This is a genomic window from Saccharomonospora sp. NPDC046836 (genome assembly GCF_040645195.1).
Classification (GTDB): domain Bacteria; phylum Actinomycetota; class Actinomycetes; order Mycobacteriales; family Pseudonocardiaceae; genus Prauserella_A.
Genome location: NZ_JBEYXW010000012.1, coordinates 1 through 23,728, shown reverse-complemented (window position 1 = coordinate 23,728; position 23,728 = coordinate 1). Strand labels below are relative to the sequence as shown.

Genomic DNA, 23,728 nt, shown 5'->3' with positions numbered 1-23,728 from the left:
GTGGATCAGCTGCTCTGCTTTTCACGGGGACTGGTGTCTGTTGCGGGTCTTCTTCGCGAAAGTCTGGGCAACAGCATCGCCGGCACTGCAACAAGCAGGGTCAGGACGACAACTGCCCAGAACGCGCCGGCAAATGCGGGAATCGTGCTCGTTCGAACAAGGTTCTGTGCCAGAATCATCGCAAACACTGCTGAGCCGAAAGAGCTACCGAGCTGACGAAGGATCATGGTGGCGCCAGCGGCGCGACCCAATGTGTCCGCGGGTAGCGACAGATAACTCGCTGCGGTTGTGGGTGTCATGATGAAGCCAATACCAAGGCCCCGGACGAACAGCGCAGCCGCAAGGAGAGCGAGCGGGCTGTCGTTGGTTGCCTGCGTGAACACAAAAGTGCCAACAGCTGCAAGGAGAAGACCCGGAACAACAACGACGCGTGCTCCCAGCCGGTCGGTGAGTCTACCCGCGATCAGCATGGACATCGCGACACCGAGCCCTTGTGGCACCAGCAACAGCCCGGCGTCGAATGCTCCCGTGCCGCGCACCATCTGGTAATAGAGTGGCAGCAGCAACAAAGCGCCATACAGTACGGCACTGATGAGGAACAGAATCACGGAAGCGACAGCGAATTCCCGGTTTGTGAACAGCCGGACGTCAATCAGGGCCGCGCTCCCGCGCCGCAGGCTGTGGTAGACAAATGCTCCAAGAAGCACGATACCGGCGATTGCAGGCAGGTAAGCAGCTTCGTTCGTAACGCCGCTGTCGGCGCTGGCCTGGGACAGTCCGAACGTCAGCCCGGCAATCCCCAATGACGCGAGCAGGAAACCGAGCAGGTCGAGCGACGCCGCCGGGCGAGTTTCCCGGTCTGGAAGGAGCTTGGCTCCGGCGGCGAGAGCCGCGAGCCCCACCGGAAGATTGATGTAGAAGATCCAGTGCCAGCTCGCGGCCTGAACCAGCACACCGCCGATGACGGGTCCCAGAACCGGCCCGAGGATCGTGATCACGCCGAGAAGACTCATTGCCCGGCCCAGCCGGCGAGGTCCCGCGGCTTCAGCGAGAATTGTCTGCGCCAGCGGCACGATCATCCCGCCACCGGCTCCCTGCAATATCCGGAACCCGATGAGGCTGCCGACGGACCAGGAAAGCCCGCACAAGGCGGAACCGAACACGAAGGTGCTCACCGCGAACATCCACAGCCGCTTTGTTCCGAATCGATCGATCGCCCATCCCGTGATCGGCACGACCACAGCCATCGTCAACAGGTACGCGGTGATTACCCACTGTGTGGCATAAAGCGATGCATTCATGTCCCGGCGGATCGCATCAAAGGCCACATTCACTGCTGTCGCGTCCAGCATCGTCATGACTGCACCGAGCATGACAACACCGGCGAGTGTCCAGATGTGCCGGTCGAGCCGGTCCGGATCTGCGCCGGGGGAGAGAGTGGCCGAAGCGCTCCGTTCGGTCACCGCAGATCCCCGGAAAGGTTTCCGGCGGTAATGTCGTCCATTGTTTCCCCTGAAAACCTCGAGCGGTGGCAACGTGAACGATCCAGTTGACACGATGCTTCGCGATTGCTGGTGCTATTCTTCTGCAAAGAGGACCAGGGCGTGGGGCCGGAAAGCGACACAGCTTGTACGATGCGCGACAGTCCTGATCGACAACCGGAGTTATTAAGCAGGCGATGCCGTGCGAACACGCATGATCTGCTGACGGTTGGGCCAGTGGGACCAGAATGCCCCCTTGTAGCCCAGTTTCACGAGCTGTAGCAAGAAGGGATTGTCGGCGTAGTTGTTGTCGTCTTCGGTGAGGCCGGGCAAAGTCGGCAGCATTACACGATGGTGCTCACTGGCCGGTACCAGCTCCCGTAGTAGGTTCAGGCTGTTGACCCATCGTCCGTTCGGGGATTCGATGGTGTGACGCTCTTCGGGAAGATCGGGCGAGAAGTAGTACACCGGGCGAATGCGTCCCTGGTCGTCGAAAAGGAACTGGCGTTCATACTGTAGTGCGGTAGCGCAACTTTCCAGTGGGATCAGAACGATCGGCTCGAGTGCGGTGTTGGACTGCAAGCCCGGAACAGTAAATCTTCCCGCGCAGTCCTCGGCCAGTTGTTTTCCGAGGGGCGAGTATGGGAACACTCGGATTCCCAGGGTGTAGCCGACCACGGCCACGTCCCACCGGAGTGAACGCTCAACGCACTCGCGCAGCGTTTGCTCGGTTTCGCCGGGCATTCCCAGCAGTACCTCCGTCATGACCGGTATCTCGTAGGTGCGCGCCAGCGAGCAGAGCAGGTCGACGTCATCGCCGTTGTAGAACCGTGAACCGCCAGCGGTGATCTTCCACCCGTTGAGCAGGTCCTCACGAACATGGTCGGGCGCCACGTTGATCCCGGCGCACCCCGCGTCTGCAAGGAGCGCCATCAGCTCTTCGTCAAACGGCGCTGGTTGACTGTAGATCCACAATCGGAGGCGGTGTAAAGGCGATGTGTCGTCGGCGTGCTTGCGGCGGATCACCTCTTCCAGCACGGCCTTGCTGTGGGTGATCAGTAGGTTGAATTCGCTGTCGGTCGTATGCAGGTCGTACACGCCCTGGCGGTTCAGCTGTTCCATCTCGTCGACAACTGCGTGTACCTCTCGCCGGGTGAACTGCATGCCCTTGGCGTCGGGCTCGACGCAATGCGTACAGGCGAACGGGCACCCGTTCTTGGTGAGAATGTTCCCCAGCCCGCCGCGTTGGTAGTAGGCGAGGTTGTCGACGCGTCTCGCCACTCCCGAGTGCCGACGGTACGCTGTGGAGGGTTGCGCGGGCCGGATATTCGCTGCGACAGCGTCTCGGGTGCGTGGTCGACGCGGCTGCGGCGGCACGCGATGGACGCGGCCGCCCCCAGAGTTGATGATCAGTTCAGGAATGGCGTGTGGGTTTCCGCCGGAGAGAATAGTATCGGCGAGCGACACAATGGGGCGCTCGCCGGGGCCCTTGACGCCGAAAGGGATGTCGAAGTAGTCAACCAACGCGAAAGGCATCGACGAGAACCCAACCCCGCCGGCCACTATCGGTGCAGTAATCAGGTCCTTGATCTGGTTGATGATGTCCCGATGGCTGTTGATGAATACACGTTGCTCTTGTGGGTAGATCGTGTCCGTGTTCCGGATCGTAATGCCGATCAGTACCGGGTCACGGCCGGTGAAGTACTCCTGTAGCGCAGTTCGCCAGTCGTCGCGGCGGAAGGACAGATCCACCACGTCGACGTCGAACCCGTTGTCCTCCAGTGAGGTGGTGAGTATGTCGAGCGCATAGGGTGTGATCGGGGGATGGACCAGGTTGGGGTTGACCAGTGTCACCAGTCCCTTACCCATTGCGGCACCTCATTTCTGCTTTGAAGCAGCTTCACAGTAGAAACGTAGCGCGAGGAACTGGGCCGCTGCGCGACATCTTTTAGTCGGTTTCCGACTGCCTGGTCGGCAAGATCATTTTCGCAGTGTTTCGGATGGAAACTCGCCGTGGCGCTGGCGGTAGTCGGCGGCGAAGCGGGCACGGTTGATGAACCCGAGGTAGTGCGCAATCTTGCCCACGGTCGTGATTTCGGAGCTGGCCGCGAAGAGCATTTCGCGCGCCCGATCCAGTCGCACACCCTTGAGATAGGCCATAGGACTGAGTCGCGTGTCCCGTTTGAACGTTCGTTCGAGGGTGCGCGCACTCACTCCCTGTTCTCGAGCGAGGCTGACCAGCGTGTGGGCCCATTCGGGGTGCGCGTGCATCAATTCGATCGTTCTGCGAACAACACGCGAGGATGTGACAGGCTGATCCTGGAGCAGAAGGTCGCGGTAGTTGTTGTTGGTCGCGAGCAACAGGCGTGTCATCAGACTCTGTTCGGTGCTTTTGATCAGATTTTCATCAGCCTTGTTGTGTCTGTGCGACGAGCGAAAAGTGGTGTTGTCCCGTTCGAGTCTGCGGCTGAGCAGCTCGACCTCTTCGCTGAAAGATCTGCCCTGCCCTGTCGTGACGTCCAGCCCGAGATGGAAACGCAGCGGCCAGGGCAACGAATGTCCCAGCAAATCGCGCAGATGGGCGTCGAGTGCGGGTCTCTCTACCCGCACCACTCGCTGGGCGCAGTCGGACGACCATCGCATCGTCAACCATTCCGTTGGATTCGGCACTGTGGCCAGGCCAGGCCTGCTGTGGACCTCGTTATCGCCGCAGCGAATGATACTGGAACCGGAGAATGGGATCATCACGACATAAAAATGGTCCAGTTCGCCGGGGGTGACGTGGACGTCGCCGCCGTAGCTGATGTCATTTATTGCGATGTCCTGTAAACGGCGGGACCAGAGTCGGGCATCGAGGCAGGCATCGGGCCCGATGAGGGAGAGCTCGTGTGGGCACAAGGATTGTGCGACTTTCTCCCGGGCTAGATCAAGATCGGTCCAGTGGAACTCGTCACCATGTTCGAAGAATCTTCGCATGACGCAACCTCTCGAACACTCGAATGTCGGTTCGATTGAATTGGTTTCTCTCGGAACGCGAGGTTGCGCCCTTGCATCCCCCATGTCAGTCAGCGTAGTCAGTTCATATCTTCGAGCTACGTCCAAACGGGTGAAAGATCGCAATTGACAAATAGCAATTTGCAAAACTGCGATTTCAGGCTCAGTTGACCGGAGACGCACGTTGGCGGACTCGCTCTGTGCTACCCGGGTACGGTCGGCGGCATGACGACAGCACAGCGGTCCGTGCGGATCGAGCGGGTCGAGGCGGGACGGTACCTCGTGCACAACGAACGCGGCGGCACGATCTCCATTGGCGGCGACGACTTCAGCCCCGTCGAACTCCTGTTGGCCGCGATCGGCGGCTGCACCGCCATCGATACCGATGTGGCTACCAGCCGCCGCACCGAGCCGACCTCGTTCACGGTGACGGTGAGCGGTGACAAGGTCTCCGACCGACAGACCGGCAACCGCATGGAGAACCTCACGGTGTCGTTCTCCGTGCGGTTTCCGGAGGGCGAGCAGGGCGACGCGGCCCGCGCGATGCTCCCGCGAACCGTCGCGCTGTCACACGACAAGCTCTGCACAGTGAGCCGGACTGTGGAGTTCGGCACGCCCGTCCGGCCCGTGATCGAGTAGCCCCTAGGCCGGGCTGGCCGGCTCCCGGAGCTGGCCGGGAAGCTCGGCGTGGCCCAGCAGGACGAGCCGGCTCGGCGCAGCCGACACCAACCGGTGCCGGGGGAGGTTGCGCGCGAGGAATTCCCATTCGATCTCCGGGATCGCCGCGATGCCGCTGCGCAGCACGTTCTGGTCGGGCGTGCCCCACGCCAGCGGAACCGGATTGAGCTCGTCCCAGTAGCCGACCCGGGACTGCGCCTGCCTGCGGTGGATGCTGAACGAGCACGTCACCGGAACCCGCTCGCCGACCACAGGACGATGTCCGGGGAGCGCGCGCACGTCCCTGGTCACGAGTGCGTAGCGGATCGGGGCGCCCGGGAGCCTGGTCATCTCGGCGAGCACCATGACCGTCGCACCGTCCGGCCGGACATCGGCGATCATGGCCGGGTTGAGCAGGCCCCGGCCGAAGAAGGTCGCCGCGTCGCCGACCATGTTCGGGCTGCGCAGCCAGAGCCACAACCCGGCGAGCCCGATGCCGGCCAGTCCCAGCACGCAGGCGAGCACGATCGACCAGACCGTGCCGATGGTTGCGAGCCACGCGGCGCCTCCGAGCGCGAGCAGCCCGAGCAGTGCCGGAGCCAGCATGAACCGCCGGTCGCTCCGGTGCAGCTCGTTGTACTGCTTCGCGTGCTCGCGATCGACCTCGAAGTAGAGGTGCCTGCTCGCCACGCCGCCCCTGCGCACCGGGCCGACGCCGACGAACGCGTTGCCGTCCGCAGGAGGCGGCGCCGGCCGCGTCGCGGCCTCCGGGACGTTCATCTCCCGCGCCACCGGGTGAGCGTTGCCGGCCGGGTCCCAGATCACCGGGTCGCCGAAGCGCGACGCCGGGAACCGCAGTGCGGGCGGCAGGCTGGCGGGGTTGATGTGCACGATCTTGCCGCTGGCCCCCGTGATCTTCGCTGCGCGCGGCACCAGGGACGCCAGCAGCTCCCACTCCGCCGGCTCGATCAGGGCTTCGAGCCGGCGCGTGTCCGCGTCGGCGCTCGCCCACGACACCGGCGCCGCCCGGAACCGGGTCTGCCGGTCCGGCTCGGAGGAGTCGAAGCCGTATCCGATGCACGCGATCCGCTGCCCACGCTGCCAGCGAACGCGCTTACCCGGCGAGAATTCGAGAGCGGCGACGGCGAACGACGGCGGCACGGCATGTGTGCGTGACAGGTCCGCCAGCGCCAGCATGGTGACCTTGTCGTCCGCGACACCGACGACGATACCGGGCAGCACCGGGCCTCCGGCTGCCGCGAACGGCTCCCTCGCCTCGCCGCGGCCGGCGACGAGCGACAGCACGACGAACACGACCCCGAGGAAGGCCAGCACGCCGAGCGCGATGCCCCACCACGCGCCCGCGGTGAGGGCCCACGCGCCGAGCCCCGCCAGCACCAGGCCGATGACCATCGCCAGCCTCACCCCGGCCAGCCAGTCCTGGTAGACGCCCGACGCCTGCTTCATCCAGCGTTCGTCGACGGCCCAGCGTTGGTAACGGCGCGGGTCACTCGGTGGCAACGGAGCTATCACGGGGCCAGATCTTAGGCAGTGGACTGGTCCACACTGTTCCCGTACCCGGGCGGGAGCACCGTAGTCGGCCGTACCCAGCGACGTAACGCGTCGATCGTGCTCTCCGGTGAGGTGTTGAAGCAGAACCTGATCCCGGGCTGCGTCTCGGTGAGAACGTTGACGAGCCGTTCGAAGAGCAGGGTGTGTTCGGCCGCCATACGCACCCCTGCGCCGATCATGGCGACCTGGAACGTCGCCGGCTCGTAGGCGCGCACCATCGCCTCGGCCTCATCGGGCGCGGCGGGCAGCTGACAGGTCACGATGTCGAACCCGGCTTCCCGCAGGGTCGCCTCGCCCGCCTCGATGCGCGCGGTCAGCGTCGCCTCGTCCAGACCGGGATAGCGGCTGTAGTCGACCGCGCTGGGATGCAGACCGATCGACAGGACGGTGCTGCCCGTTCCGGCTACCACGGCACCTCCCCGGCACGGTCGAAGAAGTTACTCATAGTCGCGAACGATCCCATCCCGCCGGAGACCGTCACGATCCGGGGCCGGTCCGCGGCCTCGGCGCTCGACCTGCTGCGCGTCACCGGTACCGAACGGTTCACGCACTGAGGTCACGACTTCTGCCTCGTGGGAGCCCCTGCCACCCGGTCCATCGCCTGCTGCCAGCGGCCGCGCCGGTCCGCAGGGAAACGCGCCCGCGCCCGTTCGAGCTTCCGGGAACCGGGCGGGTAGCGCCGTCGTGCCCAGGCCGAGCGTGGTTTCGCGAGGCGTACTGCGGCGATCATGGCGACGAAGGACACCACGAGCCCGATCACCCCCGAGCTGATCTTGCCCTTGAGGATCGCCACCAGCGAGAAGCCCAGGTTCAGGGCGACGGTCGCCGCGAACGCGACCCGGCCTTCCCCCGCCGTGTCGTCGAACGGGCGGGCGCCCAGCACCAGCAGCAAGCCGAGCAGTGAGGCGATCAGCACGGCGTCGACGGACTTGCGGCCCTCCTCGGTCCAGTAGACGTCATCCAGGTGCAGCCACAGCGCGAACTCGTCCAGCGTCAGCGCCGCGCCCGCGCCGAACGCCGCCGCGAGCACCTGCAGCCACGGTGTTCCCGGCCGGTAGACGAACTCGACAAGACCCGCACCGAGCAGGAGAAAGATGCCGTACACGTGGTGGTGCACATGCACGCCACCGACCGAGGTGTCGCGGAACGGTCCCTTTCCGGAACGGATCAGCCGCACGATCGCCCTGGTCACCCCGAACGTGACGACGAACGCGGCGAACAGCCACAGCACCGCGCCGCTTGCCAGGTCGAACCTGAGGGTCACCTGCGTGTCCACACCGCTCCCCGTGTGCTCTGGGGTTCTCGAGCGTGTCGCGGGGCGAAGTCCGGCGAATAGAGCCGAAAGGCCCGCGAGCTGGACACTCGCTGTGCGCCGCCGACTCCGGGATACTTCGTGGGGGCAGGAGGGAGCCTCGCGTGGTGGGCACCTGGCAGTTCTGGGTCGACCGTGGTGGCACGTTCACCGACATCGTCGCGCGGCGTCCCGACGGGGAACTCGTGACGCACAAACTGCTGTCCGAGAACCCCGCCCGGTACCGCGACGCCGCCGTGGCGGGCATGCGCAGACTGCTCGGCATCGCGCAGGACGAACCGATCCCTGCCGATCGCGTCGACGCCGTCCGGATGGGCACGACGGTGGCGACCAACGCCCTGCTCGAACGTAACGGCGAGCGCACCGTTCTGATCATCACGAAAGGCTTCGGTGACGCGCTGCGGATCGCCTACCAGAACCGCCCGCGCATCTTCGATCGGCACATCGTGCTGCCGGAGATGCTGTACGAGCGCGTGATCGAGGTCGACGAGCGGATCACCGCCGAAGGAACCGTGCTGCGCCAACCCGATCTGGAGCATCTGGCGACCGAGTTGCGGCTGGCGTACGACGACGGTATCCGCGCCGTGGCGGTGGTGTGCCTGCACAGTCACCTCCATCCCGCCCACGAGCTCGAGATCGGAAAGCTGGCCGAGCAGCTCGGTTTCCCGCAGATCTCACTGTCGGCCGAGGTCAGCCCGCTGATGAAGCTGGTCCCGCGCGGGGACACCACCGTCGTCGACGCCTACCTCTCGCCCGTGCTACGTCGCTACGTCGAACAGGTCGCCGAGCAGATGTCCGGCGTGCGGCTGATGTTCATGCAGTCCAACGGCGGGCTCGCCGAGGCGCGCCACTTCCGCGGTAAGGACGCGATCCTGTCCGGCCCGGCAGGAGGAATCGTCGGCATGGTGCGCATGTCGGCGCTGGCGGGCTTCGACCACGTGATCGGATTCGATATGGGCGGTACGTCCACCGACGTGTCGCACTACGCGGGCGAGTTCGAGCGGGTGTTCACCACGGCCGTGGCCGGTGTGCGCCTGCGGGCGCCGATGCTCGACATCCACACGGTCGCGGCCGGGGGCGGGTCCATCCTGCACTTCGACGGCAGCCGGTACCGGGTCGGCCCGGACTCGGCAGGTGCGGTGCCGGGTCCGGCCTGCTATCGGGGCGGCGGCCCGTTGACCGTCACCGACGCCAACGTGATGCTGGGGCGCATCCAGCCTGCCCACTTTCCGTCGGTGTTCGGTGTGGGCGGGGACCAGCCGCTGGATCGGGAGCTGGTGCGGCGACGGTTCACGGAACTGGCCGAGGACATCCGTGTGCGCACCGGGGACGATCGCGCACCCGAGCAGGTCGCCGAAGGCTATCTGCGGATCGCGGTGGCGAACATGGCCAACGCGGTCAAGAAGATATCCGTCCAAAAGGGACATGACGTCACCGGGTACGTGCTCACCACCTTCGGTGGAGCCGGGGGACAGCACGCATGCGCGGTCGCCGACTCCCTCGGCATCCGCACGGTGCTCGTCCCCCCGCTGGCCGGGGTGCTCTCCGCATTGGGTATCGGGCTGGCCGACACCACCGCGATGCGGGCGCAGTCGGTGGTGACCACGCTCGAACCGGCGAGCATGGAACGGTTGGCCGAGGTGGCCGAGGCCCTCGACGATGCGGCCCGGGCCGAGCTGCTCGACGAAGGCATCCCGGCGGACCGGATTCGCGTCACCCGGCGCGCGCAGCTGCGTTACGACGGAACGGACACCGTCGTCGGCGTGCAGCTGGCAGCGTTCGAGGACATGGTGGCCGATTTCGAAGCCGGCTACCGCACGACGTACTCGTTTCTCATGGACCGGCCGTTGATCGTCGAGGCCGTCACGGTCGAGGCCACGGGGCTCACCGCGCAGCCGGACCTGTCCCGGCTCGCCGAGCCGGCCACCACCGGCGCCGAACCGGTCGACCACGTGCGCCTCTACACCGGAGGGTCGTGGCGCATGGCGCCCCTGCACCAGCGGGAACGCATGCGGCCCGGGGACACCGTGGCAGGCCCGGCGATCATCGCCGAGGCCAACGCCACCACAGTCGTGGACAGCGGGTGGCGGGCCATGCTGACACGGGACGGGCATCTGCTCGCCGAGCGTGTCGTCGCTCCCGGCGAGGGCGACGCCGGTACGGCGGCCGACCCGGTGCTGCTGGAGATCTTCAACAACCTGTTCATGTCGATTGCCGAGCAGATGGGCACCCGGCTGGAAGCGACGTCGCAGTCGGTGAACATCCGGGAGCGACTGGACTTCTCGTGCGCGCTGTTCGACCCGGATGGCAACCTGGTCGCCAACGCACCACACATTCCCGTGCATCTCGGCTCGATGGGCAGGAGCGTCAAGGAGGTCATCCGCCGCCGCGTGGGCCGGATGGAGCGCGGCGATGTCTACGCCGTCAACGATCCCTACCACGGGGGCACGCACCTTCCCGACATCACCGTCGTCACGCCGGTGTTCGACCAGGCGGGCAGCGACATCCTGTTCTATGTGGCCTCCCGCGGCCACCACGCCGAGATCGGCGGCATCACGCCCGGCTCGATGCCGGCCACCAGCCGGGAGATCCACGAGGAGGGCGTGCTGTTCGACAACTGGCTGCTCGTCGAGGACAGCCGGTTCCGCGAGCACGAGACCCGGCGCCTGCTCACCGAGGCGCGTTACCCCTCCCGCAACCCCGACACCAACCTCGCAGACCTGCGCGCGCAGGTCGCGGCCAACGCCAAAGGCGTCGACGAGGTCACCAGGATGATCGACCACTTCGGACTCGACGTCGTCCAGGCCTACATGCGGCATGTGCAGGACAACGCAGAGGAAGCCGTCCGCCGCGTCATCGGCACCCTCACCGATGGTGCCTGCCGCTACGAGATGGACTCCGGCGCGATCATCAACGTCGCGATCACCGTCGACCACCTCGCCCGCCGCGCGACCATCGACTTCACCGGCACCTCGCCCCAGCTGGACACCAACTTCAACGCGCCATCGTCGGTCGCCACCGCCGCGGTGCTCTACGTGTTCCGGACCCTGGTCGCCGACGACATCCCGCTCAACGACGGTTGCCTGCGCCCGTTGGCCGTCGTCATCCCGGAGGGCAGCATGCTCGCGCCCGTGTATCCGGCCGCCGTGGTCGCGGGCAATGTCGAGACCTCACAGGCCATCGTCGGCACCCTGTTCGCCGCCCTCGGTGTCCAGGCGGAGGGGAGCGGCACGATGAACAACGTCACCTTCGGCAACGACCGCCACCAGTACTACGAGACCCTCGGCTCCGGCTCAGGGGCTGGGAACGGGTTCGACGGCGTTTCCGTTGTGCAGACCCATATGACCAACTCCAGGCTCACCGATCCCGAAGTGCTCGAATGGCGTTTCCCTGTGCTGGTCGAGGAGTTCGGCATCCGGCACGGCAGCGGCGGAACCGGCCGGTGGCGCGGCGGCGACGGCGCCAGGCGCCGCATCCGGTTCCGGGAGCCCATGACCGCGAGCACGCTGTCCGGGCACCGGCGCGTCCCGCCCTATGGTCTCGCCGGCGGCGCACCTGGAGCCCTCGGCCACAACCGCATCCACCATCCCGATGGCAGCACCACCGAGCTCGCCGGCTCCGACTCCGCGGAGCTGCACCCCGGCGACATCCTGGAGATCGACACTCCCGGCGGCGGCGGATACGGCCGGCTCTGACGATCGGACCTGGCAGTCCGTGGCGTAGAGGCGCTGGATCGGCCGCGAGGGTCAGCGCGCGTGGCGAGGGTGCAGAGCGCGGTAATCGGCGGCGTTGCGGCGGGTGCTGGCCTGCTCGTCGCTGGTGAGCTCGCGGCGGACCTTCGCGGGGACCCCGGCGACGAGCGATCCCGGCGGGATCTTCGTGCCCTCCAGGATGACGGCGCCGGCCGCGACGAGTGAGCCGCGGCCGATGACAGCACCGTTGAGCACGATGGCGCCCATGCCGATGAGGGCGTCGTCCTCGACGGTGCAGCCGTGCAGTACCGCGCGGTGGCCAACGCTGACGCCCTCACCGATGGTGACCGGGAAGCCGGGATCGGCGTGGACGATCGTGCCGTCCTGGATGTTGCTGCCGGACCCGACGGTGATGCTGTCGACGTCGGCGCGGAGTACGGCGGTGTACCAGACGCTGGCTTCGGCGTGGATGGTGACTGCGCCGGCGAGCACCGCGTCCGGCGCGATCCACGCCGTGTGATGCACGTCGGGGGTGGAGCCGTCGATGGTTCGGATCATGGCCTTCCTCCGGTCACGTTCAGCTGGGCAGGATCGCGGCGGTCAAGCGAGCAGGGGCCCGCCGGCGACCACGATGCCGCAGTATGCCAGCAGCTGCAGTTGGAAGCGTTGCTCGTCGTTCACCTGGGCCTGGCGTGACTGCTCGATCCGCACGACGATCGCCGAAAGACCGTGCCCACATTCAGGCTCGCCAGCCGTCAACGACATCACCACCCACAACACCGAGACTGCTGCCGACAGCCGGTCTGTTATGACGCAAGCGCCACGGGATCTCGCGAGGTGGCGTGCTCCGGTTCCGGCCAGGCGTGGAAAGTGTTGCGGCGGGGTTCTTGTTCGGGGTCGATGTGTGGTGGTGGGATGTACCAGGGGATTCCGTTGATCATGCGGATTTCCCAGTTGCTGTGGTGCACCACCCGGTGGTGATGCTGGCAGACCAGGGTGAGATTGTCCAAAGTGGTCGGTCCACCGTTACTCCAGTGGACGATGTGGTGGGCCTGCGACCACTTGGCCTTACGATCACAGCCCGGAAAACTACAGCCCTTGTCCCGGTGGATCAGTGCCCGGCGGAGACTCCGGGGAACTGTGCGGGTCGTCCGCCCGACATCCAGGACCTCGCTGGCGGTACCGAACACCATGGGAGCGGCTTTCGCGTCGCAGGCCATCCGCCGGATCTGCCCGGCCGACAGCGCGAGGTGACCGTCCACGAGGCCCTGGCCGATCCCGGTGGTGAGCTGGTCCAGTGTGGCCGACACCAGCAGGGTGACCGGTTCTCCCGCTTCGGTGGGGGTGTCGGGGCATCGGGCGGCGAGGGCGAGGATGTCGGCGAAGGCGTCGCCGTAGCGTTCGTCCCGGCTGCGGAGGTCCGGTCCATCATCGCTGGACCGGGGAGCGGTTAACGGGGACAGGAGGTTGGCCAGCAGCGCGCCGGTTTCTTTGTCCAGCCCGAATGTTCCGGTGACGCCGTTGGCGGTTTCCCGGAAGTCCAGCCACCGTTTCGGCCGTATCAGGGTGTCATCTTTGGGCTCGGCGCCATCAGGGTCCAGGCGTTCCCGGATCTCCCGACCCAGCCTGGCGATGATCCGGGGTTCGCTTACCGTGGCCGCCTCGCAGAGAATCTTCTCCGCTGCGGCCCGGTCGTCGTCGGTAGTGTCAAGAGGTAGCTGGTAGATCGCCTTGTGGATCGCTTCCACGTGCTCAGGTCCGATCTTGCCGCTCTGCAAGGTGTCTGCGACGACAGGCAAGTCCGCCGCCACCGGCGCACCTGACGGTGTGACCGAGGGCAGCAACGCGCGGGCGTGGGCAACCATGCGCCGCGCATCAATCGGGTTGAGGTTGAACATCTCCCGTATCAACGCCCCGACACCGGAACAGTTCAGTTCGGCAGGCAGCCCACGCGCCTCGATCTCCGCGATGAACGCCAACTCCCGGGCATAGGACTCCCGACGGCCCTGCTCCAACCCCCGCAGGCCGTCCAGAAGTTCCTTATCCCCCAACGACATCGGGGAGATCACGCTCTCACGCACAAACACAGCCTACCACAAGACTCGAACATGTGTTCGACAAGTGGCGACAGCTGCGGCGGAGGTTTCAAGATGACGAGTCCTGTTCGGACCGCCTTGCGGACGCGGGTTTATCGACTCGACAAGGGGCCCACCTCGCGGCTCAGAAACCCTTTCCCGGGTTGAGAATCGCGCGCGGATCGAATGCCTGCTTGACCGCTCGGTACAACTCGAGGACATCCGCACCCACCTCGCGCGCAAGCCACTCACGTTTGAGGAGACCGACGCCGTGCTCGCCGGTGACCGTCCCGCCGAGCTCGAGAGCCAGCGCGAAGATCTCCTCCGCCGCCGCGGTCACCGATGCCGGTGGTTCGGCCGATTCGCGGTCGTAGGTGATGATCGGGTGGAGGTTGCCGTCGCCGGCATGCGCGAAGGTGTAGATGCCGACGCCGTGGTCCTGTGCGATCCCTTCAATCCGCACCACGGCGTCGGCCAGTCGCGACCGCGGTACGCAGATGTCCTCGATGACGGCCTTCCCCTCGGCCTCGATCGACGGCAGCGCGAGGCGCCGTGCCGCGAGCAGGGATTCGGCCGTCGCCGGATCTCCGGCCGTCCGCACCCACACCGCCGCCGGGGTGAACGCCGCCTCGACTGCCTCGATCTGCGCCGCGCTGCCCGGGCCATCGACCTGGGCGATCACCAGCGCCCCACCGTCGTGACTCAGCGTGCCGCCCTGGACGCGGTCGATCACCCCGAGGGTTGCGGCGTCCAACAGTTCCAGCAGGCTCGGTCGCACGCGGCGGCGCGTCAGCTCGACACATGCGTCGGCGGCGGCCCGCACCGTCGGGAACATCGCGGCGAGCGTGGCCACCCGTTCGGGCCGCGGCAGGAGCCGCAGCGTCGCACCGATCACGACGCCGAGTGTGCCCTCGGAGCCGACCAGCAACGACGTAAGATCCAGGCCGGCCACACCTTTCGCAGTGCGGCGGCCGGTGCGGATTCGCCGTCCGTCGGCGAGAACCACGTCCAGTCCGAGCACGGCGTCGCGGGTCACGCCGTACTTGACGCAGTGCATGCCGCCCGCGTTCGTCGCGATGTTGCCGCCGATCGTGGAGATCTCCGCACTGGCGGGGTCGGGGGTGTACAACAGCCCGTACGCGGCCGCCGCATGGTCGAGGTCGGCGGTGACGACCCCGGCCTGCACCTCGGCGATCTGGTCGACGGGGTCGATGCGCTCGATCGCGTTGAGAGCGCTGAGGTCGAGCACGATGCCGCCCACCGGCACCGCGCCGCCCGCAAGACCGGTACCGGCGCCACGAGGCACGACCGGCACGCCGCGCGCGTGCGCCCACCGGAGAACGTCCTGGACCTCCTCGGTGGACTGGGCGATGACGATGGCGTCCGGCTCGCCGGTGGCTCCGGAGCGGTCGGCGCGGCGCGGGGCGAGCAGCTCCGGCGCCGTGACGGCCCGGGCAGGGAGATCACGGGTCACCGGGCGTCGGCGGTCCGCACGATTGGCGGCAGGACGGAGTCGAGCCGAAGGCTCTCCAGGAACAACACGATCGTCGCCGCCACCGAGCGGTGGCTGACGTCGTTGAGCACGTCGTGCCGGGCACCGACGACGAGCGCGACACGCGCGGTCGGGCTGGTGTGGAACGGGGCGAAGGCGTCCTCGCTCGCGGTCAGCGGATCCGCGCTGCCGTGCAGCACGAGCGTCGGGACGGCGGGCGGCCGTACCGGACTGAGATCGGTGCCGTTCCCGAGCGCCCCTCGCTCGAACCCGGCGTCATCCGTGAGCACGCGGCGGTGCGCCGGACACGCGGTGCGGGCGTCGAGCTCGGCCTCCCACGAGTCGATCCGGTGCGCGGAGGGCGACGGCAGACCAGCGAGCACCACAGCGTCCACGCCAGCGTGCTCGTGGGCGAGGTGCGCGGCGAGCACGGCGCCGGAGTCGCTGCCGACGAGGACACGGGGCGCCGGGAGGGAGTCGTCGCCGAGTAACTCCTCGACGCGAGCGCGGGCGGCCGTCTCGACGATCCGGACACGGTAGGCGTCCGCGGCGAGCCTGCGGCCGAACCGCGCGTACGACGCGGCCGTCTCGCCACGTCCGGTGAGCACGATCAGTGTGCCGCGCGGGGCGATCCCGTCGGGCTCGTTCCACGCGTCCCGCGTGGTGACGGCGGTGAGAACACTCATGCCATCAGCATGTGCGGTGGCGACGCCGACCGTCCAACATGGATCGATGATGGTAATCCATGGTGGTTCGTGATCGGTCGGTGAACCACATCGTGAGACGTGCCGAACCCGTGCCGTGGTCTGCCTAGGGTTTTCGTCATGGCTACGTCGTTGGAACTCGACCACCTGCGCACACTGGTCGCGATCGCCGAGTGCGGCGGGTTCAGCAAGGCCGCCGCCGCATTGCACATCAGTCAGCCCGCGCTGAGCCAGCACGTGCGGCTGCTCGAACGCGGGCTCAAGCGCAAGTTGTTCGTCAAGGACGGCCGTGGCATGCGGTTCACGCCGGAGGGCGAGCGGGTGCTCAGCGAAGCACGGCAGATTCTTGCTGTCCACGACGAGGCTCTCGCGCGGCTGCGGGTGCGGCCCGAGCAGACGATCGTCGTGGGTTCGAGCGAACACAGCGCAGAACAACTGTTGCCCGAGCTGATCCGGGCGCTCAATGCGGCGTTTCCCGGCGCGCAGACCCGCTTCGAGATCGGCCGCTCGACACAACTGGCCGACTCGGTCGCCAAGGGTGTGGTCGACTTCGCCGTGATCCTGGCCTCGCGCGGGAACGAGGGCGGGCGCGAGATCGGCCGGTTCCCGTTGTCGTGGTGGGCTTCCCCGGACTGGCAACCACCAGCGGAGCGGGACAGCGTCCCGCTCGTGGCATTCGAGGAGCCGTGTGCGCTGCGGGAGCGGGCGCTGGCGGCTTTGAGTACCGAGGGTTACCGCGTCACGGTGGCCGGGCAGTCGACGACGCTCGAAGGAGTGCTGGCCGGTGTGCGGGCCGGGCTGGGTGTCGCGCTGCTGCCGAGCATCGGCGGCGCCCCGGCGGGGCTCGTGGCGCGGGACGAGCTCCCCGCCGTGGGGACCGCCGGGGTGAACCTGCTGGCGCGCCAGGGCCTCGACCCGGAGGTGGAACTGACCGCGCTCGAAGCGGGCGAGGCGTTCCTCGCCGCCGCGGGCACCGGTCGCCGAGTGATCGGCGGCGATGAAGTTCCCCGATGACGAATCCGGATTGGACCGCGGGTTGTCCCGTTGCCTACGGTGCAGACATGACCGTTCTCATCGAGGCCACCGAACTGGCTCGCCGCATCGACCGTGGCGAGGAGATCGTCCTGCTCGACGTCCGGTGGAAGCTCGGTGATCCGCACGGCCGCGACCACTACCGTGCCGGTCACCTGCCCGGCGCCGTCTTCGTCGACCTCGACACGGAACTGGCCGCGCACGGCGCGCCGACAGACGGTCGGCACCCGCTGCCCGAGCCCGAGGCGCTGCAGGCCGCCGCACGCCGCTGGGGCCTGCGCGCCGGCGGTACCGTCGTCGCCTACGACGCCGATGGAGGGCTCGCGGCCGCGCGCGCCTGGTGGTTGCTGCGCTGGGCAGGTCTTGCCGACGTTGTGCTGCTCGACGGTGGGCTCCCCGCGTGGGCGGCGGCGGGGTTCGGCCTCGAGACCGGCGAGGTCACCCCTGAGCCGGGTGACGTCGCGCTCGGGTCCGGCCTGCTCCCGACGCTCGACGTCGGCGATGTTCTCGCCGCGGGCCGGTCGGGCGTGCTGCTCGACGCGAGGGCAGCGGAGCGCTACCGCGGGGAGGTCGAGCCGGTTGATCCGCACGCCGGGCACATTCCCGGTGCGGTGAGTGCCCCGACCGGCGAGAACCTCGCCGCGGACGGCCGTTTCCTGCCCGCCGAGGTGCTCCGCCGCCGGTTCGCCGAGCTGGGCGTCACCGACGACGTTCCGGTCGCCGTCTACTGCGGCTCGGGGGTCACCGCGGCACATCAGATCGCCGCCCTTCGGATCGCCGGCTTCGACGCCACGCTGTATCCCGGCTCGTGGTCGCAGTGGAGCAACCACGAGGACCTGCCGCGCGCCACCGGCGCCAGCTGACCGGTCCCCGTGGTCAGGCGAGCGCACCGCGGTGGGTGGCCTGCAGCGAACCGCGCTGCCCGGTGCTGGCACGGTGTGTCAGCTCGGAACGCACCAGCGGCAGGACGTACCGGCCGTAGTCGATGAGGTCGTTGAGGTTGTCGTAGCCACGGATCGACACCAGTGACGCGCCCAGGTCGATGTAGTCGAGGATCGCGGCGGCGACGGTCTCCGGGCTGCCCACGAGTGCGGTCGCGGCACCCTGCCCATTCGTCGCACTCGCCGTTCGCGTCCACAGTGCACGGTCATAGATCTCCTGGCGTCCGGCGAACTCCAGCGCACGCTGGGAGCCGACGTTCTGCGGACGTTCCCCCGGACCGGCCAGGCCCTTACGGAAGTACGAGCCCTCCCGGTAGGTGATCCCGATCCGCTCGACGTAGCCGCGGGCCTTCTCCCAGGCGAGCTCGTCGGTCGGTGCGATGATCGGGCGGAACGTCACCCAGAACCGGGGGACGCTCGTGCGGCCCGCGTCGGCGGCGATCCGGGTGACGCGCGCGATCTGCGTGGTGATGGCGTCCAGCGGTTCGCCCCAGAAGCTGAAGATGTCGGCCTGGCGTCCGCCGATCTCGAACGCCGGATCGGACTGGCCACCGATCGAGATCGGCAGGGGAGCGCCGGTGTAGGTCGCAAGCCCCGGGCCGAAGTCGTCGAAGGTGTAGAACTCGCCGTGGTGACTGAACGGCTCGCGTTCGGTCCAGGCACGCCGCAGGAGGTCCAGGTACTCGGCCGTGCGTGCGTATCTCCGGTCCTTCGGCAGGTAGTCGCCTTGCCGTGCCTGTTCGGCGTCGTTGCCGCCGGAGATGAGGTGGACCACCGCACGTCCTTCGGTGAGCTGGTCCAGCGTCGCCAGCTGCTGGGCGGCGACCAGGGGGAAGACCGTGTTCGGGCGCAGCGCGACAATGGGCTTGAGCCGTTCGGTGAGCTGCCCGACCGCGGCGGCCAGGATGAACGAGTCCGCAGCCGACGATCCGTAGGGCAGCAGCGTGTAGTCGAAGCCCGCGTCCTCGAGCGCCCGGACGTACCGGCGGAAGTACGGCACGTCCACGGTGCGCGATCGGGTGGGCACGAGCTCGGTCGCGGGATTCGGGTGGATCTGGCTGATGAACTCGACCCGCGGCGATGCGGTGGCCGGGATCGCGGTGCCGAGGTCTGTGGTTGTCATGTGGAGGCTCCTTCGTGGGTTGGTGCGGGGGAAGCGAGCTGAGCGGCGAGTGCGGCGACCTCGTCGACGGTCCGCGTGCCTGGCGGCTCGCCGGCCGCGGCGGAGCGGGCGAGCACGCGCTGCACTGCCGCGTTGAACGGCGCGGCCAGGCCGGCGCGCCGCGCCTGCAGCACGATCTCGCCGTTGAGGTAGTCCACCTCGCTGCTCGTGCCTCGGACGAAGCTCTGCCAGGTCGACTGCCGGCCCGGCCGGTGGCCGTTGCCGGGGTCGACGGCAGCCAACTCCGGGTCGAAGCGACGCTCAGTGCTGGGATCGGCGAAGGTGTAGCCGGCGCCGGTGAGCACCGTGCGTGCTTCGGCGACCAGGTGCGCGCCCAGCGCTGCGAGGTCATCGGCGTTCCCGGCGAGTACCTCGATTGCGTTCGTGACGTTGTGCAGCAGTTTCCAGGACTTCCAGCGTTCGATGTCGTCGACCGCCTGAGTCAGCCACCCCGCGGCGTCGAGGTCGGCGGCGAGCTCGTGCGTGAGGCGGTATGCGGCGTCACCGGCCTGGGCCGCGGGCCAGGGGCCGAGCAGGAGCTGGCCGAGGCGCGGCGCGTTCGTCACCTGGACCTCGCCGGGCACGAGATGCCGCGCGGCCACCAGCGTCGTGGCGCCGATGACCGTGCGGAGGTAGCGGCTCGCGAGCTGCTCGCTCACCAGTCCGTTCTGCGGGGTGACGACGGGAAGGTCGGCGACGGTACCGCCGCCGGAAGCCAGCGGCCGCCAGAACCACTGCTCGAGCGTGGGGACGACGTGCTGGGCCTTGGTCGCGAGGACGAGCACGTCGCCGCCGCGTGGTGCCACGTCGTCCGGCCCTGAGGCGACGGGAAGGCGGACCGTGCGTTGTTCAGCGGGACGGGCGAACCGCACGCCGCCGGCGGCGATCGTCTCGTAGGCCGTGCCGCGCGCGACGAGGACGACCTCGTGGCCCGCGTCGTGCAGGCTGACCGCGAGAGCAGTCCCCACCGCGCCTGCGCCGATCACCACATAGCGCTGTGCCTGGTTGTTCATGACAGACCCTCTGCCTCGCGCAGCGTGAAGTACGGTTCGAAATGCGCGCGGGCGACCTGCGGTGTCAGTGTCCAACGCTTCACGATCTCCGGGGCGAGCACCGGGCGGCCCTCGACGCCCAGTAGCGCCAGATTGGCCTGCGCGGCCCGTTCGGCGGCGATCAGGTAGAACGCCGCCGCCCCGACGGATTCGCCGAGCGTGACGAATCCGTGTCCCTGCTGCAGGATCACCCGGCGGCCGGCCACCGCGTGCTCGACGGGCAGCGAACCTCCGTCGATGCCGAACAGGTGGGTGGTCAGGCCCTGCAGCTCGGTGACGAGTGCGCTGTCGGTCGTGACGGCGTCGAGCGGGCGACCGAGGTTGGACCAGACGAAGCCGTGCCGTGTGTGCAGGTGCACGACCACCTCGGCCGCGGGTACCTGCCGGTGCAGCGCGAGGTTGCCGGCGAAACCGTTGATGCCGTGGGGCGAGGAGCCGGGCACGATCTCGCCGTCGCCGTCGACCAGAACGAGATCGGCTGGGGTGACGGCGCCGAGAGAGACCCCGAAGGGGTTGACCCAGTAGTGCCCGGGGAACTCGGGTGCGCGCCCCGAGACGTGGCCGTTGAAGCCGAACTCGTAACCGAGTCGCTCGAAGGTTCGCAGCGCAGCGGCCAGCTCCCAGCGGACATCGCGGTCGCGCACGGCGGGCAGGGATGGTGCGGTGACGGAAGCGGTGGACGTCATCGTTGCTCCATTCAGGACAGGGTGAGGCCGAGATTGCCGCGCAATGTCGGATGTTCGTAGTCGGTCCGGACGAGCCCGCGCCGCCGCAGTTCGGGGACGAGATGCTCGGTCAGCGCTTCGAGGCCGTTGGGATAGTCCTGGAAGAAACCCAGGAAGTTGAAGCCGTCGGCGGTGCCGCCCTCGAACCGCTCCTGAAGCAGATCGGCGATGCGTTCCACCGACCCGATCGGGAACCAGTGGCCCGCGGCGCTCGCGTGGTAGAGCACGACGTCCCGAACTGTGCGCAGCTGACCGGTGCGGATGAGGTGCAGCAGCACGCCGTAGCGGGAACGCCGGCCCTCGACCGTCTCCTCGGCGGGCAGGCGTTCCACCGGTACAGGGGCATCGGGGTCGAGACCGGCGAAGTCGACGCCGCCGAACTGCTGCGCGAGTGACGCGCGGCTGGCCGTGAAGTCGAAGTGTTCGTGCGAGTCGCTCCAGATGCGGTGAGCCTCCTCGTCGGTCGATCCGATGACCGGGGCGACGCCGGGCAGGATCTTGACCGACTCCGGCCGCCGGCCAGCCGCGACCGCTCGCTGTTTGAGGTCGGCGTACAGGGCCCGCGACGGTTCCAACTCGGTGAGCCCCGTGGTGAAGACGAGGTCGGCGTAGCCTGCGCCGAGCGTCTTGCCCGCCTCGGACGAGCCGGCCTGTGCGATGATCGGGCGGCCCTGCGGGCTGCGGGGGACGTTGAGCGGTCCGCGCACCTGAAACCGCTCGCTGTTCCAGTCGACGCGGTGCACGCGTGCCGGGTCCACGAAGAGGTTCCGGTCATGGTCGGCGACGATCGCGCCGGGGTCCCAGCTCTCCCACAGCGCCGTGACGAGCTGGACGTACTCGGTCGCGATCGCGTACCGCTCGTCGTGGGGCGGCAGTGCGATGCCGAAGTTCTCGCCGCCCCAGGCCGAGGTCACCAGGTTCCAACCCGCACGTCCGCCGGAGATCTGGTCAAGGGAGGCGATCTGCCTGGCGAGGTTGAACGGCTCGGTGAACGACGTCGAGACCGAGCCGATCAGTCCGATGTGGTCGGTCACGGCGGCGAGCGCGCTGAGCAGCGTCACCGGTTCGAGTCCCGGCTGCGGTGACCGCTCGCTCGTCGCTACGGTATCGGCGAGGAAGAGGGTGTCGAATTTCGCGGCCTCGGCCTTGCGGGCCAGGTCCGCGTAGAACGCGAGATCGGCGACCTCCTTCGCGCGGCTCCACGGTTGCCGCCAGGTGCGCGGAACGCCGCCCAAAAGCAGGCCGAGTGCTAAACGACGTGTCACGAAGCCATCTCCCGCAGCCGTGGATCGTGGGGTGCCGGTCGTGTATCGGCGATGGGGTGGACCTCCACAAAGCCCCGGTAAGTCGACAGTTCCACCTCGAGCCCGTAGACCCGCTCGATCAGCTCGCTGTCATAGACCTCGGACGGCTCCCCGGCGGCGAGCACGTTTCCGTGGTGGAGGAAGACGACCCGGTCGCAGAAGCGCGCCGCCTGGTTCAGGTCGTGCATCGCGATCACGGCGGCGACCCCGTTGCCGGTCGCGACCGCTCGGGCGAGGTTGAGGGTCTGCCACTGGTAGCGCAGGTCCAGTGCCGATGTCGGCTCGTCGAGCAGCAGGATGGTCGGGTCCTGGGCGATCGCCCGTGCGATGAGCACGCGCTGCGCCTGGCCACCGGACAGCTCGGTGACGGTGCGGCCGGTGAGCTCCCCGAGGCCGAGCAGCTCGATCGCCTGGTCGACGTGGTACCAGTCCTCGGCGCGTGGTTTCGTGCCGAAGTAGGGGGTACGCCCGAGCAACACCGCCTCACGGACGTCGAGGGAGAAGGTGAGTCTGATCGCCTGTGGAACGTATGCCACGAGTTTGGCCAGCTCGCGCCGTGGCAGCGTGCCGAGATCGGTCGTCTCGTTCCAGCGCATGGTGCCGTGCGCGGGGCGGTTGATGCCGGCCACGGTCTTGATGAGCGTCGACTTGCCCGAGCCGTTCTGGCCGAGGAGGCCGACGATTTCGCCGGGACGGACGTCCAGGTCGACCGAGTTCAGCACCGTGCGATGACGGCCGTAGCCGACCTCGAGGTCACGGATCTGGAGACTCATGCGAGTGCCTTTCGCCGGGACAGGATGAGGTAGATGAAGATCGGCGCGCCGATGATGGCGTCGATGATCCCGACGGGGATCACCGCGGGGTTGAGCACGAGCCGTCCCACCGAGTCCGCAACGACGAGCAGCAGCGCGCCGGTGACGGCGGAGAACGGGATGAGAAACCGGTGGTTCGGGCCGATGATGAGGCGAGCGATGTGCGGTCCGACGAGCCCGACGAATCCGATGATCCCGGTGAAGCTGATGGTGACGGCGGTGAGTACTGCCGCAACCGCGATCACCTGCAGGCGCACGCGGGTGACGGGCACGCCGAGGGTTTTCGCCGCGTCGTCGCCGGCGAAGGCGATGGCGTTGAGGGCGCCGCTGCGCAGCTGAAGGTATGGGTAGGTCAGCGCGAGCAGGATCGCCAGGATGTAGACCTGGTACCAGACCGAGCCGTTCACCGACCCCCACGTCCAGCGGACGATCGAGGCGAGCACCTCGTCATCGGCGAAGTACTGCAGGCCGGCGGTGAGCGCGCTGAACAGCTGGGTGAGGGCGATGCCGAGCAGGATCAGCGTGGTCGACTCCAGCCGCTTGGCCGACGCGAGCGTGAGGACGACGATGGTGTTGAGGATCGCGGCCACCAGGGCGCCGACGATGAGTGTGACGCCGGAGCTCGTCGCCGAGGCGCCGAAGACGATGATCGACACGGACGCGCCGAATGCGGCGGCTGGCGCGATGCCGAGCGTGTACGGGCTGACGAGCGGATTGCGCA

The 23,728-nt window shown here is 67.9% G+C and carries 22 protein-coding genes; 4 read left to right on the top strand and 18 right to left on the bottom strand.

Translation table 11 applies throughout. The features are described from left to right. Positions 1-5: 5 nt before the first annotated feature. From ABZ863_RS15815 to ABZ863_RS15805, 3 genes are all read right to left on the bottom strand, one after another. Positions 6-1,463 (bottom strand): MDR family MFS transporter, encoded by a 1,458-nt coding sequence (locus ABZ863_RS15815; RefSeq protein WP_358535770.1) that lies wholly within the window; start codon positions 1,461-1,463, stop codon positions 6-8. A 204-nt stretch (positions 1,464-1,667) separates the two neighbouring features. Further along, on the bottom strand, positions 1,668-3,350 hold the full coding sequence (tsrT, locus tag ABZ863_RS15810) for a tryptophan 2-C-methyltransferase (RefSeq protein ID WP_358535768.1): 1,683 nt from the start codon (positions 3,348-3,350) through the stop codon (positions 1,668-1,670). 111 nt (positions 3,351-3,461) lie between these two features. Beyond that, entirely contained in the window at positions 3,462-4,457 is a 996-nt protein-coding gene (locus tag ABZ863_RS15805) for an AraC family transcriptional regulator (RefSeq protein WP_358535766.1), read from the bottom strand. A gap of 243 nt (positions 4,458-4,700) precedes the next feature. On the opposite strand from ABZ863_RS15805, the gene ABZ863_RS15800 reads away from it, so the two are divergent. Further along, complete coding sequence (locus ABZ863_RS15800) at positions 4,701-5,114, top strand: OsmC family protein (protein WP_358535764.1); 414 nt, start codon at positions 4,701-4,703, stop codon at positions 5,112-5,114. A 3-nt stretch (positions 5,115-5,117) separates the two neighbouring features. Here the strand turns inward: ABZ863_RS15800 and ABZ863_RS15795 are convergent, their stop codons facing one another. Genes ABZ863_RS15795 through ABZ863_RS15780 form a run of 4 tightly spaced genes read right to left on the bottom strand, consistent with a single transcriptional unit; the run spans position 5,118 to position 7,980 of the window. After that, the gene (locus tag ABZ863_RS15795) at positions 5,118-6,665 is read right to left on the bottom strand and encodes a DUF3239 domain-containing protein (RefSeq protein ID WP_358535762.1); all 1,548 of its coding nucleotides are present in this window, start codon (positions 6,663-6,665) and stop codon (positions 5,118-5,120) included. Between the two features lie 11 nt (positions 6,666-6,676). Next, on the bottom strand, positions 6,677-7,114 hold the full coding sequence (locus ABZ863_RS15790; protein ID WP_358535760.1) for a hypothetical protein: 438 nt from the start codon (positions 7,112-7,114) through the stop codon (positions 6,677-6,679). Beyond that, positions 7,108-7,251 (bottom strand): hypothetical protein, encoded by a 144-nt coding sequence (locus ABZ863_RS15785; protein ID WP_358535759.1) that lies wholly within the window; start codon positions 7,249-7,251, stop codon positions 7,108-7,110. Before ABZ863_RS15785 ends, ABZ863_RS15790 begins: the two co-directional genes overlap by 7 nt. Positions 7,252-7,260: 9 nt before the next feature. After that, complete coding sequence (locus ABZ863_RS15780) at positions 7,261-7,980, bottom strand: hypothetical protein (RefSeq protein WP_358535757.1); 720 nt, start codon at positions 7,978-7,980, stop codon at positions 7,261-7,263. A gap of 140 nt (positions 7,981-8,120) precedes the next feature. Here ABZ863_RS15780 and ABZ863_RS15775 point away from each other — a divergent pair, with 140 nt between their 5' ends. Next, positions 8,121-11,711, top strand: coding sequence for a hydantoinase B/oxoprolinase family protein (locus ABZ863_RS15775; protein WP_358535755.1), 3,591 nt, complete (start codon positions 8,121-8,123; stop codon positions 11,709-11,711). 51 nt (positions 11,712-11,762) lie between these two features. On the opposite strand, the gene ABZ863_RS15770 is transcribed toward ABZ863_RS15775, so the two are convergent. The 5 genes from ABZ863_RS15770 to ABZ863_RS15750 form a co-directional block, all read right to left on the bottom strand. Beyond that, positions 11,763-12,266: a gamma carbonic anhydrase family protein gene (locus ABZ863_RS15770; protein ID WP_358535753.1), complete on the bottom strand. Its 504-nt coding sequence runs from the start codon at positions 12,264-12,266 to the stop codon at positions 11,763-11,765. 42 nt (positions 12,267-12,308) lie between these two features. Further along, positions 12,309-12,473, bottom strand: coding sequence for a hypothetical protein (locus ABZ863_RS15765; RefSeq protein ID WP_358535751.1), 165 nt, complete (start codon positions 12,471-12,473; stop codon positions 12,309-12,311). 41 nt (positions 12,474-12,514) lie between these two features. Next, positions 12,515-13,789 (bottom strand): DUF222 domain-containing protein, encoded by a 1,275-nt coding sequence (locus ABZ863_RS15760; protein WP_358535749.1) that lies wholly within the window; start codon positions 13,787-13,789, stop codon positions 12,515-12,517. 139 nt (positions 13,790-13,928) lie between these two features. Continuing rightward, positions 13,929-15,257, bottom strand: coding sequence for an FAD-linked oxidase C-terminal domain-containing protein (locus tag ABZ863_RS15755; protein WP_358535747.1), 1,329 nt, complete (start codon positions 15,255-15,257; stop codon positions 13,929-13,931). Then, positions 15,254-15,961 carry an alpha/beta hydrolase gene (locus ABZ863_RS15750; protein WP_358535745.1) on the bottom strand — a complete coding sequence of 236 codons (708 nt, stop codon included), beginning with the start codon at positions 15,959-15,961 and terminating at the stop codon, positions 15,254-15,256. Before ABZ863_RS15750 ends, ABZ863_RS15755 begins: the two co-directional genes overlap by 4 nt. A gap of 138 nt (positions 15,962-16,099) precedes the next feature. Here ABZ863_RS15750 and ABZ863_RS15745 point away from each other — a divergent pair, with 138 nt between their 5' ends. Beyond that, the gene (locus ABZ863_RS15745; protein ID WP_358535743.1) at positions 16,100-16,993 is read left to right on the top strand and encodes a LysR substrate-binding domain-containing protein; all 894 of its coding nucleotides are present in this window, start codon (positions 16,100-16,102) and stop codon (positions 16,991-16,993) included. A gap of 47 nt (positions 16,994-17,040) precedes the next feature. Continuing rightward, on the top strand, positions 17,041-17,874 hold the full coding sequence (locus tag ABZ863_RS15740) for a sulfurtransferase (RefSeq protein WP_358535741.1): 834 nt from the start codon (positions 17,041-17,043) through the stop codon (positions 17,872-17,874). Between the two features lie 13 nt (positions 17,875-17,887). On the opposite strand, the gene ABZ863_RS15735 is transcribed toward ABZ863_RS15740, so the two are convergent. The 6 genes from ABZ863_RS15735 to ABZ863_RS15710 all read right to left on the bottom strand — a co-directional run. After that, complete coding sequence (locus ABZ863_RS15735) at positions 17,888-19,075, bottom strand: LLM class flavin-dependent oxidoreductase (protein WP_358535739.1); 1,188 nt, start codon at positions 19,073-19,075, stop codon at positions 17,888-17,890. Further along, positions 19,072-20,127, bottom strand: a complete 1,056-nt coding sequence (locus ABZ863_RS15730; RefSeq protein WP_358535737.1) for a 2-dehydropantoate 2-reductase N-terminal domain-containing protein — start codon at positions 20,125-20,127, stop codon at positions 19,072-19,074. The genes ABZ863_RS15735 and ABZ863_RS15730 overlap by 4 nt, the downstream gene beginning before the upstream one ends. Beyond that, positions 20,124-20,852, bottom strand: coding sequence for a class II aldolase/adducin family protein (locus ABZ863_RS15725; RefSeq protein WP_358535735.1), 729 nt, complete (start codon positions 20,850-20,852; stop codon positions 20,124-20,126). The genes ABZ863_RS15730 and ABZ863_RS15725 overlap by 4 nt, the downstream gene beginning before the upstream one ends. Before the next feature lie 11 nt (positions 20,853-20,863). Continuing rightward, positions 20,864-22,156, bottom strand: coding sequence for an NtaA/DmoA family FMN-dependent monooxygenase (locus ABZ863_RS15720; protein ID WP_358535733.1), 1,293 nt, complete (start codon positions 22,154-22,156; stop codon positions 20,864-20,866). After that, on the bottom strand, positions 22,153-22,968 hold the full coding sequence (locus tag ABZ863_RS15715) for an ABC transporter ATP-binding protein (protein ID WP_358535731.1): 816 nt from the start codon (positions 22,966-22,968) through the stop codon (positions 22,153-22,155). Before ABZ863_RS15715 ends, ABZ863_RS15720 begins: the two co-directional genes overlap by 4 nt. Then, positions 22,965-23,728 (bottom strand): iron ABC transporter permease (locus ABZ863_RS15710; protein WP_358535729.1); only part of this gene is annotated, 764 nt, incomplete at its 5' end. The genes ABZ863_RS15710 and ABZ863_RS15715, both read right to left, overlap by 4 nt.

What these genes read in the sequence shown, in the direction of transcription:
- ABZ863_RS15740 (WP_358535741.1), top strand. Translation starts at nt 17,041, where the DNA reads ATGACCGTTCTCATCGAGGCCACCGAACTGGCTCGCCGCATCGACCGT.
- ABZ863_RS15725 (WP_358535735.1), bottom strand. Translation starts at nt 20,852, where the DNA reads ATGACGTCCACCGCTTCCGTCACCGCACCATCCCTGCCCGCCGTGCGC.
- ABZ863_RS15765 (WP_358535751.1), bottom strand. Translation starts at nt 12,473, where the DNA reads ATGTCGTTGACGGCTGGCGAGCCTGAATGTGGGCACGGTCTTTCGGCG.
- ABZ863_RS15750 (WP_358535745.1), bottom strand. Translation starts at nt 15,961, where the DNA reads ATGAGTGTTCTCACCGCCGTCACCACGCGGGACGCGTGGAACGAGCCC.
- ABZ863_RS15805 (WP_358535766.1), bottom strand. Translation starts at nt 4,457, where the DNA reads ATGCGAAGATTCTTCGAACATGGTGACGAGTTCCACTGGACCGATCTT.
- ABZ863_RS15800 (WP_358535764.1), top strand. Translation starts at nt 4,701, where the DNA reads ATGACGACAGCACAGCGGTCCGTGCGGATCGAGCGGGTCGAGGCGGGA.
- ABZ863_RS15745 (WP_358535743.1), top strand. Translation starts at nt 16,100, where the DNA reads ATGGCTACGTCGTTGGAACTCGACCACCTGCGCACACTGGTCGCGATC.
- ABZ863_RS15770 (WP_358535753.1), bottom strand. Translation starts at nt 12,266, where the DNA reads ATGATCCGAACCATCGACGGCTCCACCCCCGACGTGCATCACACGGCG.
- ABZ863_RS15715 (WP_358535731.1), bottom strand. Translation starts at nt 22,968, where the DNA reads ATGAGTCTCCAGATCCGTGACCTCGAGGTCGGCTACGGCCGTCATCGC.
- ABZ863_RS15730 (WP_358535737.1), bottom strand. Translation starts at nt 20,127, where the DNA reads ATGAACAACCAGGCACAGCGCTATGTGGTGATCGGCGCAGGCGCGGTG.
- tsrT (WP_358535768.1), bottom strand. Translation starts at nt 3,350, where the DNA reads ATGGGTAAGGGACTGGTGACACTGGTCAACCCCAACCTGGTCCATCCC.
- ABZ863_RS15735 (WP_358535739.1), bottom strand. Translation starts at nt 19,075, where the DNA reads ATGACAACCACAGACCTCGGCACCGCGATCCCGGCCACCGCATCGCCG.